This window comes from Bradyrhizobium altum (assembly GCF_020889705.1).
Taxonomy (GTDB): domain Bacteria; phylum Pseudomonadota; class Alphaproteobacteria; order Rhizobiales; family Xanthobacteraceae; genus Bradyrhizobium; species Bradyrhizobium altum.
Genome location: NZ_JACMYP010000034.1, coordinates 17,195 through 30,290 on the forward strand (window position 1 = coordinate 17,195; position 13,096 = coordinate 30,290).

The window sequence follows — 13,096 nt, forward strand, 5'->3', positions numbered from 1 at the left end:
TTATGGGCTTCTTTACCAAAGACATCAAAACCATGGACGACCTTCTGATCCATGGTCTTCAGGACATCTACTACGCCGAGCAGCAAATCCTTAAATCGCTGCCGAAGATGATCGAGAAGGCAACCAATCGCGATCTGGTCACGGGCCTGAAGAATCATCTCGAGGAAACCAACAAGCAGGTCGAGCGGCTCGAGAAGGTGTTCGCCAAGCTAGGCAAGGAGCCGAGCGGCACGAAGTGCCCGGCCATCGATGGTATCATAAAGGAGGCCGACGAAACCGCAGCAGAGATCGAGGACAAGGCGGTTCTGGACGCCGCCATCGTGGCCAACGCGCAGGCGGTCGAGCACTATGAGATGTGCCGCTATGGGACGCTGATCGCCTGGGCCGAAGAGCTCGGCCACGACGAGATCGTGCGCTTCCTGACTACGAACCTTAACGAAGAGAAGGCGGCGAATACCAAGCTGAACACCGTGGCGCTACGGAAGGGCGTCAACGCCACAGCTTCCACTGCGGCTTGACGTCTTCCGCGATGACTTCCGCGGGTCCGCGACATCGCGGGGCCGCGGTTGCGTTCCGGCCTATGAGCAGTACGCAGCTTGCGCCTGGCGAACCACGCCGTCACCGAGACGCACAGCCATGCCAGTGAAGCGCTCGCGATGCGCGCCGGCGACGCTGTGTTCGACCAGCAGCCGGAACACTCGGCGAAGGGCGAGCATCCCCAGCGCGCCGAGCGCGGCAACGGCGACGGCATGTCGAGCGCGGAGCGGACCAGGGAGTCATGCCAGCGCTCGATTGCCGGCTCGCGGCAACTGCTCCGCTCCTCTTCGAGTGGCACCCAGCCGCCGGCGACGACAGCCAAACCCAGGAGAATATTTTCGTTGGCGCCCCAGGCAGTCGCCGCCAAACTATCATCCGCGTGATCGTTGGTGTCGCGTGCCACGGTCTCCACGATCTGCACGTTACTGCATCATCCAAAGAGACTTGGTCCTCGCTGGCTCGAACATGGTCAGCGCCGTCGTCGCTGGCGTCGTTCTCGGCTGCACGATCTGCAACCTCAAATGACATCACGCAGACGCGCGCGACTCCCCTCCTCTGCCATCCGCATCGCCTTCCTACTTCGCGCCGCAACGCCTGTTAGCGGCACGCCTTCGGCAGAGCACGAAGCCCGCGCCGCTCCGTAATGACAGAAACGCTTCTCACCAATTGGCCCCTAGGAACCTCTTAGGTCGGGACATGTTGTGTCGGTCCACCTCTGGAGGACGATAATGAATAAGAAGTTTTTTCTTTTGCTGACGGCTGCGTCGCTTTTGGCAAGTCCGTCGTTTGCGCAAAATCCGCCGGCAACCGATCGGCCGAACAACAACGCGGTCAACAGCTCTGGCCAGAACAATTCCAACAAGCCGGTATCAGGCGCCAACAGCTTCACCGAGGGCCAGGCCAAATCGAAGATCGAGGAAGCGGGCTACACGCAGGTCACGTCCTTGAAGAAGGACGACAACGGCGTGTGGCGCGGGAAGGCCAGCAAGGGCGGCGTCTCGACCGATGTCAGCTTGGACTTCCAAGGCAACGTGAACGCCACCAAGTAACCGAGCGCTCAACAGCGAAGCTAGAGAAGGATTTATTATGACCGTTACGATTTCACGTCTATACGACAACTACTCCGACGCGCAACGCGCGGTGACGAGCCTGGAGGCGGCCGGTGTACCGCATACGGATTTGAGCATCGTCGCTAACAACTCCGACAACTGGTACAGCACCGACAATAAGGTCGATCGTGACCGCGATGGGGTCGACGATCGTGCCGAAGGTGCGGCTACGGGAGCGGGCGTCGGCGCGGGCCTCGGCGGCGCCGCCGGCTTGCTCGCAGGCCTCGGCCTGTTGGCGATCCCCGGCTTGGGTCCGGTGGTCGCGGCCGGGTGGCTCGCGTCGACCGCGCTGGGTGCCGTTGCCGGCGGTGCTGCGGGCGGCGTCGTCGGTGCATTGACGCAGGCTGGCGTCTCCAATGAGGAAGCTCCGCTCTACGCCGAAGGCGTGAGGCGTGGAGGCACGCTGGTATCGGCGCGCGTCCCGGATGCTGATCGTGCGCGGTACGAAACGATCCTGAACCAGGCCGCCGTCAACCTGCGCGACCGCAGCGCGGCCTGGCAGAAGGCAGGGTGGAAGAGTTACGATCCCTCGGCGCAGCCCTATGGCGCGGACGAAGTACGCAGGGAGCGCGAGCTCTACGGCTCGGCAGTGCGGTAAAATATCGGCGGCCCGCCTAGGCGGGTCGCTTTTTTGCACACGATTATCCATCCTCGAATTCAGGAACCGAATAGGCGCCGCGGAATGCCGGCTATGACCGCGCTGCTAAGATTGCTTGAGATCGCCGGTTACCAAAGTCGGGACAAGCTGGCGGACATGTTCCGTAGCCGACCTCCGGTCAGCCGGCGGGGCGCCAAGGATCCCTGAGCGGTTTGCACAACGGACGCCTTCCGCCTCCGGCGACGGGATAGAACCATCGCATTGCTGGAGAAGAGACATGCGCATCAATTGGACTTCGCCGCGGGCGTGATAGCGAAGTTCATCATGCCCGGCGACAACGAGCGATCGGGGTTCATTCTAACCACGATCCTGGGAATCGTAGGGGCGTTCGTGGCGACCTATCTTGTCCAGGCGCTTGGCTGGTACCAGCCCGGAGAAGGTGCCGGGCTCATCGGCGCCGTCGTCGTATTGTTCGTCTACGGTATGGTAGCGACGACGGCGGGCCAGCTAGCCGACTTTGGCGTGACGAACCTGAATGAGACGCAGCGCGCGCCTCAGGTCGCGAGGTGGCGTTGATGATGTTGACCAGCCCCCGGCGAACCCGGGCTCAACTAGTTGAAGCTGCTCGGGCACGAGGGGGCGGATACCACGCGAGGAGGAATGGTCCAAGACATAAACTTTTGTTCCGACAATGATGGCCTGAAAATAGGGCGACTGGTGGAACGACTTCGGCTACCGCATGTTCATCCTGCGCCGCAACATTCGGGCGTCGTCCGGATTGCAGGCAATCCAGAAAGCGCCCGATGAATTCTGTCCAAGCGGCCCGCGCGCGCCGAGCTCATTCCGCCGCGCCCGACAGCGGCTCCCTGATCACTACCGCGTCCATCATCGTCGCTTCCATGGCGGCAATAGCAGCAGTCAACCTGTACCTTGGAAAAGAGGCTGAAGCGACAAATCCACCCAAGGGACGCCTCGTCGAAGTGAATGGCGTCCGGCTGCATTACGTGGAGCGCGGCGATGGCGATCCAATTGTCCTTCTGCATGGCAACGGGAGCATGGTTCAGGATTTCGAGTGCAGCGGACTCATCGACCTAGCGGCCAAGCAATACCGCGTCATCGCATTCGACCGCCCAGGGTTTGGACACAGTGAGCGCCCGCGCAACGTCGTATGGACACCTGACGCTCAAGCGAAGCTATTGAAACTCGCGCTGCGAAAGATTGGTGTTTCCAGCGCAATCGTTCTGGGTCACTCATGGGGCGCATCGGTCGCCGTCGCCATGGCCCTCCAATATCCGTCCTTTGTCCGCGGACTGGTTCTCGCGTCCGGATACTACTACCCTTCCGTCCGGTCCGACACGTTCACATCTCTCCCGGCCTCGCTGCCCCTGGTCGGCGACATTCTTAGCCATACCTTTTCGCCTTTGGTCGCGCGGCTCGCGTGGCCAAAGATGATGACAAAGATGTTCGAACCGCGACGCGTGCCCGAAAAATTCAGTGGCTTTCCGAAAGAATTGGCGCTGCGGCCATCCCAACTGAGGGCTGCCGCGGCGGAAGCCACGCTGATGGTCCCGGACGCGCTGATGGAGCGCGGGCACTACGGCGATCTCAAGATGCCGGTTGTGATCATCGCAGGCGAGCAGGACAAGCTCGTCGATATTGAGGCGCAGTCGGCCAGGCTGCATTCTGACATCCCGCACAGCAGTTTTCACCGGATCGCGGGAAACGGCCACATGATCCAGCAGACCGCGACGGAAGAAGTCATGTCGGCCCTACGCGAAGCCACGAACGGGTCGACGACTGCCGGGACGTAATCGATCGAGGCGGATCGGCTGACTGGTATCGACTGCAGTAAGAGCCTGAACTGAAAGGCCGCAAAATCCAGCTTTCTGAATAGAGCAAGCTTGGGGGCTACATGACCGGCAAGGAACACGATCCCACCCCCATATGAGGTTGGCGGATCCGCGTCGTATCCACGATCCGCGAGTAACATCGTTTGGTGTCGGGCTCCTATAAGGGGGGCGGCGGTAATAGCGGCTCAGTCCCGGTCCCGGTGGGCGACGATGTGATTGAGGTGCTTTTGCCCGTCGCGTTGCGCGCGCGTCGACAGAATTAAAGGACCGCCTCAACCAGCCCCCTCGCCTTTGCCTCCTGTGCTTCGACATACCAATTTGAAGGCGCCTTCTGCAAAACCTCATCGAGCGTCACGTTCGATCCCAAGATGAGATGTTGAAAGCCCTCATTCTGTATTGCAATCGAGCATTCGATTTCGTTGAGCGTCGCCTTTACGACGGCAATGCAGGTCGTCAGAGGGCCATCGATCACAAGGCTCTTAGATAGCTTGCGTTCGTGGATCATCAGCCGCGTGCCGCGCGTGAGGTATCGGTTCGGCCGAGCGAAGAAGCTCATGAGTGTCACGCCCGCGGAGTAGATCACGGCCTTACCTAGGAACACGAAGCGCCTCTGCGGCTCCGTCTCGCTCGCGAATCGCACATCCTCTCCCATCATTCGGGCGACCTCCGGATCGCCGCCTAATGTCGACAGTTCGATAACGATGAGGTCTTTATCGGCCGCGTTGTCGAACTGCGTTCGAAACGCGGTGTACATATTGTAGTCGACGACGCCCGAAAGGCTGATCGCCGGTGACTTGAAGGCCGTAGCAGGTAAAATCGTAAGTTCCATGGGATCGATCCTACTTTGGAAAACATGGTCTCCGACGGCATGCAGATGCCGTGCCGAGTTTCCGGCCGAATGGGGCCCCCTTACGGCCTTCGGTCACTGCGGAAGATGATCCGCGCGGTGAACGCGAAGACAGAAAGGGCTAAGCGCAGCGCGAAGATGAGCAGCGCGATTTGGAGCCAGATGAGACCGCCGATTTCCCGAAAGACAAACTCGATCCGCGGCCCCCACGGAGCAGGGATAGCATCGCCAACGGCCTCGATCCCACGTTGAAGGGCGCGCTGGGCGCCGGTTAGCAATTCGGGCTTTTCGTAGAACGCGGCGAAGATTAACACCCACGCGAGTATGATGGTGACCGCTCGAAATGAGTGGACCTTCAGGTGATAGCCAAAGCCAGGCCGGCAGCGATCGTCGTCGTTGCGGTGCAGTACCATCGGTCGATGCCCATCAGATGAGCACGATCGGCTCAGTCGGTACGAAACTTGCCGAAAGGGCGACCGTTCCAAGCACCTTGAAGTCAGCGCAGGGCTTAGGAACTTGAAGGCCCCTCGAACGTCGGTTTGTTGCTCGTCGGCAAAGCTCCAAAAATATCGTTGCCGGCGAGAAACACCTCAGCGCCCTTAAAGTTGCGCGGCCCCGGCTTCAGTCGGTACTGCGCTTGGAAGCTCCCAGTCATGACCACGACGGATGCAAGAATAGCGATCCTCACGGCGTGGGACCGTTGGATTGGGGCGCAGCCAGGACTAACAAGCCCAACGGGACGTGACGCCTTCAAATTTTTCTTAGAGCTTCAATCATCGAATTCGGACTTAATCGATTTCGGCTCTGTCGAAGACAAATGGCAAGTTGTTCACGGTTGGCTGTTGAGCGCTGGCCGTGTGACAGACTGAAGCGCCTCCCGATAGGAACGTTTGACGATTGCGATGATTGCCTTCCGAAACAGTTGTTTTTGGAGAATTTATCATGGCATTGGAAGCGAACGAGGCCGGCAACCTGATCGGCAGCGACAAAGTCGAAGGCACTGCAGTCTATGGAGCCGATAGCCAGAAGATCGGCAGCATCGAACGGCTGATGATCGACAAGATGAGCGGGAAAGTGTCGTATGCGGTTCTTAGCGTCGGCGGATTTCTCGGCATCGGCGACGACCACTACCCTCTCCCGTGGCAATCCCTGAAGTATGACACCAATCTTGGAGGCTATGTCACTGGCATCACCGAGAGCCAGCTTCAGGGCGCGCCGAAATATCGTGACGAGGCCGGTTGGAATTGGAATGATCCGACGGTCGGTCGATCGGTGAACGAATACTACGGCGTCCCATTCTGATTGCATAAACTCCAACGGCGCGCTTGTTGTCGAGCGCGCCACGGTCCACTTGCACAACCCGGTCAACGCGAACTTTACCATAGCTCTAACGGGGATCCATGGACACTCTGTAGCGAGGATGACGGACGCCTATTTGTGCTGCACGAGGCCAATCTACCTTCGGGCGGCGCCTTTACGAGGATAGAGATTTCGGACTTTCTTTATCACGCAAAGGCCGGACCCGAGCAGCAGGCTCTCCTTAATTAATCGCTGCAATCGTTCATGCGAATTGAACGCGGGCTCGCCGCCCGTTATGGCGGATACTTGCGAAACCACCGGCCTCCGCGACCTAAGCGATCCGCTCAGCGTTCTCAGCGTCTGGGGGCAAGACAATGTCAATCGAAGAGACAGAAGTAGGCGTCAGAGAAACGCTGCGTGAGTTTTCTCAGAGGATTCCCAGCGACCGAGCGCCCGACGTGGATCGATCGTCTCAGCGCGGCAACCCGTGAAGCTCCGCTTGAGATGTTAGCCACGGCCTTTCTGATCGGAGCACTTCTGGGGCGTAGTCGACGCTAGCGCTGGCCTAGGCAGAAGCGCTTCGCGATGATCAGCACTTCACAGTTATCTCTCACCAACGAAGGGGGTGCGGCGGCCGAAGCCGCCGCCCCTGGTTTCCATCACAGACGCCGGCGGTTCGGGCCAGGGTTCGGCAGCGGCCGCCCGAGAGCCTGTTCCACGCGTATTAGTGCAGCCCGGTAGAAGGGGGAGAATGAATAAATGGTGCCCAGGGGCGGAATTGGGGTGGATCCACTTTTCATCCCGGCGATGGGAAGCGGACATCGCAGTCGCTCTCCATCAAACAAAGGTGTGGGCACGCGCGCAGTCTGACGCGAAGCCCACCTCCAGGCGTTCTTAGGTCAGCTTGCCCTCGAGCTGCTGCGTCAGGAACACGATGATGCGCGATCAAAGCCCCGCGGGATCGCCATCGCCGCCGAGGCCGACGCCATTATCCGAAACCGACAATTCGATTCCTTGGCCGGACGGTCGTCCGGAAAGGAATACTTGAGTGAGTTCATGACCGCGGGCCGCAACGCAAAAGGATAGCGCGAGCAAGCGACGGTCCGCTGCCACCCTTGCGGGCTCGATCGAAGGATCGGAAACTTACAACGATCCCGGTTCAAGCCGGTGAGGCCCCGGTATCGAGTAGCTGCGAGACGGCGGCAGCCAATTGCGCCGGGGCAAAGGGCTTCTGGATCAGGACGCTACCGTCGACGCCCCGCGATTTCCACTCAGGCGCGCTGGCGCTCGTCATGTAGACCACGGGAAAGCCAGGCGAAATTTCCCTGATCTGCTGCGCGAGTTCCCAGCCACTTATACCACCACCCAGGTTGATGTCCGTCAGCAGGACCCGACATCCCTCGCGGCCATCGCAAAACGTGGAGAGGGCCGCCTCCCCCGAATGGACCGAGCAGGCCTCGAAACCGCCGTCGGACAAAGCGTCCTCCACGAAGCTGGCGATGAGAGCTTCATCCTCCACGACTAGAACACGAACGGCATCACTCACTTTCAAGTCTCCTCAGCGATCGAGCCGGGTGCGGCGGTAGGTTGGCCCGTGGTCGACAGAAGAGCGAGCTTTGCCGTCGGGCAGCCAGGCGCCAAAATGTCGTGCTGCCTCAAGCCACCGGCACACCGTAATAGGCGTTCGCGGAGCGCGTGGTCGCCAGGTCGCTCCAATTCCAACTGCTCTCGTCAGCGTATTTGGGGGCGCCGCGGAGCTGATCCTGGGCGATGCCAGTGACGTAGCCGCCGCGGTTAGTGTCGTATTCAGCCACGGCAGCGGATAGTGACCGTCGCCGATGCCGAGCAGGCCGCCGAAGCTGAGCACCGCGTACGAAACCTTGCCACCGACCTTGTCAATCATCACGCGCTCGATGTAGCCGACCTTTTCCCCGTCGGCCGCGTACACGTTCGTGCCCTCCACCTTGTCGCTGCCGATCAGGCTGAACGTCTCCCGATCTTCCATCGTGGCCATGTTGACCTCCTGTTGTCTTCGGAAATAAACGGGGCCAAGATGCCTCCGTTCCCGGCAGAGTCCGCGGTGAAATGTTGATCCCAGGGATCGAGCGGCCGGATCGGATGACGCGCCGCAATGAATGCTGGAAGTCCGAGCGGAGTTCGAGGATGGAACTGACCGATCTGGAGCGCGATTTTCTGAGGAAGCTCCTCGGCGAATCCTGGGCTAGCCCGCCGACGTTCGACCATGAAATCGTGGCGCGGCTCGTGGAGCTGGGTCTGGTGGAAACCGAACCGCTTCCATCCGGAGATATCGAGTATCGCATCACCGACGTTGGGCGGGCGGCGGCTACCGCGTAAGGCATAGATCGGCGCGTCCTCGGGGACCGAGTCAGGAGGTTTCGGATTTCCGGAGCTGCTCCAATTGCAGACGCAGGGCGGCAGACAATTCCGGCTCTTCCTTGATGATCGAACGCAGCCGTCCGCCGATTTCCCGCACGATAGGCAGGCTATATTTCCGATAGATGTCGGCGCCGTTTCGCATCACGTCAACCCTCGTTGCGAGCCCACCTGCTGGCACATCCTCGGAGCGATGGTCTCAGCGGCGACCGGGGCGGGTCGCAGGAACGATAATCGTGCTGCCCCATTGAACCGCAGGGGCCGTCGCCCGCCGTTGAACTACGGCGCCTGTCGCAGATAGCCAAAGGTCTCACGACCCGCTATTCAGAACTAGCGCTCGCGAGGATAGCCAAAGGCGGCGGCCTCTCCGGAACCTCGGCGTTCCGGAGCCACTCGCCCTGGCGCGCTCTCGCCTGCAGGCGCGAAGCCATCCCGCACCCGACTTATCTGCCCCTCAGCGAAAGACTGATGCGCGTTACGATGTCGTCCCACTCGCGCTCTTCGCTCGCCGGGTAGTTAATCAGGACGCAGTGAATCCATCCATTCGAGAAGTTGCATCGGTTGTACCAAACCTTCTCGCCCTTATCACTGGACACCGCGAAAAACCGAGGCGTCGTGCGCTTGTACTGAATGTGCGCGGGCGGATGCTTCTTTGCGAGAAATGCAGCGGGTGAATCGTTCGAGACGTTGGCTACGGCCTGTATCGTAAGGTCGGCTCGGCCGTCCGCCGTCCGAAATCGCTGTCCGTAACCGTTCGGCCGGCCCGCTTCTTCGGTAAAGATCGATGCCGGGAAATCGACAGAGGTACCTGTCTGCGGGATGGAATAGCTGGTCCATCTCACCGGTTGCGCCGAGACGGCGGAGGTCGAGGCGACAAGCCCAAGAACGAGCGCCGATACCAGCTTCATCCCGCCTCCTGCAGTACTCATGTAGACCCGACGACCGGGGTCTCGGTTTCGATCGTCGGGATCCGACGGGCTTCGGCGCAAGGCCGCCTCACCTCGAAGCGCCCGCAGCGGGAAGGTCACTTCTGGCCCGACGGCGCCTGAGCATTGGAATTGTTCGGGTCCTTCTTGTTCGCCTCGTGATGGCCGATCGCGCAGCCGGCGGCAGCGCCGAGTTTGCCATGCCCTGCCATGTGGCCGGCGACGCCGCCGACGATGGCACCCTTGATGCAACCCTTCGCGTCCGCGCCGGAGGCGAAAGCCAGCGCCATCGCGGCCACGCATGCCGCCGTGAAGATCCATTTCATGAGCTTTCTCCTTGCTCGGTTTCCGCGAGATCAATTCGATCCGGAGGCGGTCGTTCCCATCGGGGGCACGTTCCTGGCTGCAGCTCCGCGATTTGCTCATCAGCCGCGAAGTCGGCCCTCATCGGCGAGAGCCGCCGCTCCGCGTCAAGGAGCAAGTCGGGGGTCGGAGTTTCCCAACTGTTGGAGTGAAATCGTTCATTTCGGAGAGGTCATGCGCGCGGTCAAGGAGAGCAAACGGTCCAGGAGGTGACGCTTCCCCGCGACGCGATGGTCGACGTGCAGATTGCCAGCCGCGGCATTCGCCGCAGGCGGGTCCTGCTGGCGACGCGGCAGGTGCCAGCGAAATCTTCCTTGATCGGCGGTCCTTGAGGCCGGCCTGACCAGATCTCGATGATCTTTTTGGCGATCAGTTCGGTCAGGGGGTCGTTGCGATCCACTAACCAATCGACCGCAGAGCCTGTTCATAGGCCCTCGAAAGCTGCGCGATCTCCTCAGGCCCAAGAGGTGAGTTTTGAAGTATGTATCCGGTCGATGGCCAATTGTTATCACCCGCTGCGGGCGGGGTAGCACCAATCTGCCGAAGGAGCATTGCATCCCTGCCCCAAGGGACGAACCCCGTACCGGCCCCAGCTCATGGCCCCGGCCCCCGAGTTGGGTCCTTTTCCGCCAAGCCTGGGAAGCGCCGCGAGCCGGAGGCTTCGACGAAGCTCCCTCCGAATCCTTTGCCCCCCAGGCTATTGGTCTTCGCCTGCAGCGGCGGAATCCTGCTTCAGGCCAGTCTCGACCTTGGCGAGGAGCGCCTGGATTTCCGCACACTCGTTCGAGCCAGGATCGGCTTCGAGCCGCGCCAGCGGTTGCTCCTTCTGTCCCAGGAGTTTCGCAACAGCAGACATCCCTCACCGCGGAGACGTAATCGACTGACGAAAGGGCCGCTCAGGGAGCGGCCCTTTCCTGGTTCACCAGCTCCGGGTGCCGAAGCTGAAAATGCTGGGGCCACCGCCGGAATAGCCGTAGCCGCGTTCGTAGTAGCCCGGCCCGCCATAGTAGCCATAGCTCCGGCGGACCTCGTAGCCGTCGTCTCTGCCGTAATAGCGTTCGACGTAGCGGGGGGCACGGGTCTGGTAGCAGCGGCCGTACTCGTTGCAGACGAGCCGGACCTGCTCAATGCCCGCAGCATCAGCCGACGCGATGGCCGCAGGTGCAAGAGGGGCGGCACTCGCGGACGACGCCATCAGGGCCGCAGCGAGAGCTCCTAGAACGATGGTCTTCATGGTCGTTCTCCTATGGCTCGAGATCAGTCGATCTCTTCGATGACGCGGCGCTCGTGGGGTTCGACGATGTAAGTGCGGCTGTCCCGGTTGATATACCGGTACTCGCGAAGGGTCGGAGCATCCCGATAAACCTCTTCGGGGAACGCTTCGATCTCCACGCCTTCCGGCACGCGCTCTCCGGAGCGGATCTCAGTACGAACCGTGCTGCCGGTGGTGCGACGCTCGCGCTCGACCGGGCGCGCCTTGGCGTGCTTGCGGATCACCTCCCGGTCGCTGTCGCTGAAGGTCGTCTTCCGCTGTTCGCTGCGCGCCGGCGCCGCCGCCGTGGAGCGGCCCGAGTGCGGCAGGACCGCGACGATCTTGTAGCTGGAGGGCTCCACGATCACGATCTCGTCCTTCACCAGGACGAAGCTGTAGCCCCGGTACTGCGGCACGATCTCGACGACCTCAGCAGGCAGCGGCTGCAGACGTACATCGTGCGGCACGGCTGTGCCGACCGACAACGAGAAATTCACGTTGTTGAGCGGCTGCACATTCAGGTGCGAAATCGACGTGCTGATCCGGGTCCGCTGCTGATCGTTGATGTTTACAGACGCATTCACGTTCATGTTCGACGAACGATCGGCCGTGTTCTGCTGGCTGTTCGGCTGCTGGGCCGTGGTGGTCGAATTGCTACCCGTCGGGGACTGCGCCTGATTGGTGCCCGAAGCCGGTGGGTTCGCGCTCTGCGTCTGATTATTCGCAGGCGGATTGGTCTGCGCCTGGTTCGAAGGCGGATTGGTCTGGTTTGAGGGCTGGCTGGTCTGCGCCTGGTTGGTAGAGTTGTTCGACGTGGGCGCCTGCGTGGTGGTGGTGCCCGTACCGGAGTTAGAGGTTTGGCCTGCAGCGCTCTGACCGGTCGATGACGGAGGCTGCATCTGGGCCGAATTCGCCGAAGGATTGGTCTCCGCGGATCCCGAAGAGGAGTTGGACGACGGTGTCGACGGCGTCGTCGATGTGGAATCCTGCTGACGCTGCGTAGCCGACGGATTCGACGTGCTTGGAGAAGATTGCGCGAGAGCTGAAGTCGCGAGCGCGACTGCGGCGGTCGTAGCTAACAATAAACGCTTGTTCATCTGAAATCCTCCTAATTGGTCGCCGAACAACACCGGACAAAGCGTCGGGTTCCTGATCGGGAAGTTTCGGTAAATCGTCTGAAGCGGCGCAGCCGAAAATTCTTCCAGCCAGCAGGGGAATCATTCCCGCATTGCGGAGGCGCGCCGCCCCAGTGATCGGGAACAAACGGAACTTCCTGCGAGCCTTCTCGTTGGCAGTGGCTACTTAGAAGCCATTGGAGAAGACACCATGAAGAAGTTGATCGTCTGCGGCGCTCTCGCCGCCTTCGCCCTCGGCACCCAGGCCGCCAACGCCGCCGAGTTCTACATCGTTCGCGACGCGACTACCAAGAAGTGCACCGTCGTCGACACCAAGCCGACGACCACCACCACGACGGTCGTGGGCGACGGCGTCTACAAGACCAAGACGGAAGCCGAGTCCGCCGTGAAGACCACCAAGGTCTGCACCGAACAGTAAACGGCTATCGCAGGGCCTAGCCGGCCTCGCGAAAACGTTCTGACAGCAATTGGAGAAGAAGATGCCGGTACTGATTTTATGGGCCGTTCCCGCCGTGCTCGTTGTTGGCGGCGTCGGCTATTGGATAGTTCATATGCACTAAGCGAACAGTAGTTCCCAAAATGGCTCGCCCGCAATCCGGGCAAGCCTTTCTTGAACCCACTGCAGGGGCAAAAAAGGGCCCAGCGGCGCCGTTTCTCTGTGAACTTTCACCGCCCTAATTGTAGTCCAGGTGTTTGAGCGGGAGCCCCTTCAATTGCCCCTTGTTGCCGCTCATGACGGCGTCACCTGGGACAAGTCGTTCGCGTTCGTCGAAGCCGCGCCGGTG

The 13,096-nt window shown here is 60.9% G+C and carries 18 protein-coding genes and 2 pseudogenes; 9 read left to right on the forward strand and 11 right to left on the reverse strand.

Translation table 11 applies throughout. The features are described from left to right. The first annotated feature begins 2 nt into the window (after positions 1 to 2). From H8B02_RS12030 to H8B02_RS12055, 6 genes and pseudogenes are all read left to right on the forward strand, one after another. Complete coding sequence (locus H8B02_RS12030; RefSeq protein WP_229166426.1) at positions 3 to 518, forward strand: YciE/YciF ferroxidase family protein; 516 nt, start codon at positions 3 to 5, stop codon at positions 516 to 518. 78 nt (positions 519 to 596) lie between these two features. Then, entirely contained in the window at positions 597 to 920 is a 324-nt protein-coding gene (locus tag H8B02_RS12035; protein ID WP_229166427.1) for a hypothetical protein, read from the forward strand. Positions 921 to 1,265: 345 nt separating this feature from the next. Continuing rightward, entirely contained in the window at positions 1,266 to 1,586 is a 321-nt protein-coding gene (locus H8B02_RS12040; protein WP_229166428.1) for a hypothetical protein, read from the forward strand. Between the two features lie 37 nt (positions 1,587 to 1,623). Beyond that, a complete protein-coding gene (locus H8B02_RS12045; protein WP_229166429.1) occupies positions 1,624 to 2,244 on the forward strand; it encodes a general stress protein in 621 nt (206 codons plus the stop codon). A gap of 324 nt (positions 2,245 to 2,568) precedes the next feature. Further along, positions 2,569 to 2,736, forward strand: a pseudogene (locus H8B02_RS12050) (GlsB/YeaQ/YmgE family stress response membrane protein); the annotation flags it as partial. Between the two features lie 311 nt (positions 2,737 to 3,047). Next, the gene (locus tag H8B02_RS12055) at positions 3,048 to 4,055 is read left to right on the forward strand and encodes an alpha/beta fold hydrolase (protein WP_376711646.1); all 1,008 of its coding nucleotides are present in this window, start codon (positions 3,048 to 3,050) and stop codon (positions 4,053 to 4,055) included. Positions 4,056 to 4,353: 298 nt separating this feature from the next. Here H8B02_RS12055 and H8B02_RS12060 read toward each other — a convergent pair whose 3' ends face one another. Together H8B02_RS12060 and H8B02_RS12065 are read right to left on the reverse strand one after the other, a co-directional pair. Further along, a complete protein-coding gene (locus H8B02_RS12060; protein WP_229166430.1) occupies positions 4,354 to 4,923 on the reverse strand; it encodes a peptidase S14 in 570 nt (189 codons plus the stop codon). A gap of 80 nt (positions 4,924 to 5,003) precedes the next feature. Beyond that, positions 5,004 to 5,354 (reverse strand): hypothetical protein, encoded by a 351-nt coding sequence (locus tag H8B02_RS12065; protein ID WP_229166431.1) that lies wholly within the window; start codon positions 5,352 to 5,354, stop codon positions 5,004 to 5,006. A 529-nt stretch (positions 5,355 to 5,883) separates the two neighbouring features. Here H8B02_RS12065 and H8B02_RS12070 point away from each other — a divergent pair. Next, entirely contained in the window at positions 5,884 to 6,243 is a 360-nt protein-coding gene (locus H8B02_RS12070) for a PRC-barrel domain-containing protein (RefSeq protein WP_229166432.1), read from the forward strand. A 1,156-nt stretch (positions 6,244 to 7,399) separates the two neighbouring features. On the opposite strand, the gene H8B02_RS12075 is transcribed toward H8B02_RS12070, so the two are convergent. Next, a complete protein-coding gene (locus H8B02_RS12075; protein WP_229166433.1) occupies positions 7,400 to 7,786 on the reverse strand; it encodes a response regulator in 387 nt (128 codons plus the stop codon). Positions 7,787 to 7,895: 109 nt separating this feature from the next. Next, a pseudogene (locus tag H8B02_RS12080) lies at positions 7,896 to 8,254 on the reverse strand (PRC-barrel domain-containing protein). A gap of 149 nt (positions 8,255 to 8,403) precedes the next feature. Between H8B02_RS12080 and H8B02_RS12085 the strand changes: the two are divergent. Then, positions 8,404 to 8,595, forward strand: coding sequence for a hypothetical protein (locus tag H8B02_RS12085; protein ID WP_229166434.1), 192 nt, complete (start codon positions 8,404 to 8,406; stop codon positions 8,593 to 8,595). A 31-nt stretch (positions 8,596 to 8,626) separates the two neighbouring features. On the opposite strand, the gene H8B02_RS12090 is transcribed toward H8B02_RS12085, so the two are convergent. The 7 genes from H8B02_RS12090 to H8B02_RS12120 all read right to left on the reverse strand — a co-directional run bounded on the left by H8B02_RS12090 (position 8,627) and on the right by H8B02_RS12120 (position 12,272). Further along, positions 8,627 to 8,782, reverse strand: coding sequence for a hypothetical protein (locus H8B02_RS12090; protein WP_229166468.1), 156 nt, complete (start codon positions 8,780 to 8,782; stop codon positions 8,627 to 8,629). Between the two features lie 295 nt (positions 8,783 to 9,077). Further along, on the reverse strand, positions 9,078 to 9,542 hold the full coding sequence (locus H8B02_RS12095; RefSeq protein WP_229166435.1) for a hypothetical protein: 465 nt from the start codon (positions 9,540 to 9,542) through the stop codon (positions 9,078 to 9,080). Between the two features lie 116 nt (positions 9,543 to 9,658). Next, positions 9,659 to 9,886 (reverse strand): hypothetical protein, encoded by a 228-nt coding sequence (locus H8B02_RS12100; protein ID WP_229166436.1) that lies wholly within the window; start codon positions 9,884 to 9,886, stop codon positions 9,659 to 9,661. A gap of 221 nt (positions 9,887 to 10,107) precedes the next feature. Continuing rightward, positions 10,108 to 10,323, reverse strand: coding sequence for a hypothetical protein (locus H8B02_RS12105; RefSeq protein ID WP_229166437.1), 216 nt, complete (start codon positions 10,321 to 10,323; stop codon positions 10,108 to 10,110). 297 nt (positions 10,324 to 10,620) lie between these two features. Continuing rightward, positions 10,621 to 10,779: a hypothetical protein gene (locus H8B02_RS12110; protein ID WP_229166438.1), complete on the reverse strand. Its 159-nt coding sequence runs from the start codon at positions 10,777 to 10,779 to the stop codon at positions 10,621 to 10,623. Between the two features lie 63 nt (positions 10,780 to 10,842). After that, the gene (locus tag H8B02_RS12115; RefSeq protein WP_229166439.1) at positions 10,843 to 11,157 is read right to left on the reverse strand and encodes a hypothetical protein; all 315 of its coding nucleotides are present in this window, start codon (positions 11,155 to 11,157) and stop codon (positions 10,843 to 10,845) included. Positions 11,158 to 11,180: 23 nt separating this feature from the next. After that, entirely contained in the window at positions 11,181 to 12,272 is a 1,092-nt protein-coding gene (locus tag H8B02_RS12120; protein WP_229166440.1) for a DUF1236 domain-containing protein, read from the reverse strand. 229 nt (positions 12,273 to 12,501) lie between these two features. Between H8B02_RS12120 and H8B02_RS12125 the strand changes: the two genes are divergently transcribed. Further along, a complete protein-coding gene (locus H8B02_RS12125) occupies positions 12,502 to 12,729 on the forward strand; it encodes a hypothetical protein (RefSeq protein WP_229166441.1) in 228 nt (75 codons plus the stop codon). Positions 12,730 to 13,096 lie beyond the last annotated feature (367 nt).

Coding starts and splice junctions, on each gene's coding strand:
- H8B02_RS12030 (WP_229166426.1), top strand. CDS start 3: ATGGGCTTCTTTACCAAAGACATCAAAACCATGGACGACCTTCTGATC.
- H8B02_RS12040 (WP_229166428.1), top strand. CDS start 1,266: ATGAATAAGAAGTTTTTTCTTTTGCTGACGGCTGCGTCGCTTTTGGCA.
- H8B02_RS12045 (WP_229166429.1), top strand. CDS start 1,624: ATGACCGTTACGATTTCACGTCTATACGACAACTACTCCGACGCGCAA.
- H8B02_RS12055 (WP_376711646.1), top strand. CDS start 3,048: ATGAATTCTGTCCAAGCGGCCCGCGCGCGCCGAGCTCATTCCGCCGCG.
- H8B02_RS12060 (WP_229166430.1), bottom strand. CDS start 4,923: ATGGAACTTACGATTTTACCTGCTACGGCCTTCAAGTCACCGGCGATC.
- H8B02_RS12065 (WP_229166431.1), bottom strand. CDS start 5,354: ATGGTACTGCACCGCAACGACGACGATCGCTGCCGGCCTGGCTTTGGC.
- H8B02_RS12070 (WP_229166432.1), top strand. CDS start 5,884: ATGGCATTGGAAGCGAACGAGGCCGGCAACCTGATCGGCAGCGACAAA.
- H8B02_RS12085 (WP_229166434.1), top strand. CDS start 8,404: ATGGAACTGACCGATCTGGAGCGCGATTTTCTGAGGAAGCTCCTCGGC.
- H8B02_RS12095 (WP_229166435.1), bottom strand. CDS start 9,542: ATGAAGCTGGTATCGGCGCTCGTTCTTGGGCTTGTCGCCTCGACCTCC.
- H8B02_RS12100 (WP_229166436.1), bottom strand. CDS start 9,886: ATGAAATGGATCTTCACGGCGGCATGCGTGGCCGCGATGGCGCTGGCT.
- H8B02_RS12110 (WP_229166438.1), bottom strand. CDS start 10,779: ATGTCTGCTGTTGCGAAACTCCTGGGACAGAAGGAGCAACCGCTGGCG.
- H8B02_RS12115 (WP_229166439.1), bottom strand. CDS start 11,157: ATGAAGACCATCGTTCTAGGAGCTCTCGCTGCGGCCCTGATGGCGTCG.
- H8B02_RS12120 (WP_229166440.1), bottom strand. CDS start 12,272: ATGAACAAGCGTTTATTGTTAGCTACGACCGCCGCAGTCGCGCTCGCG.
- H8B02_RS12125 (WP_229166441.1), top strand. CDS start 12,502: ATGAAGAAGTTGATCGTCTGCGGCGCTCTCGCCGCCTTCGCCCTCGGC.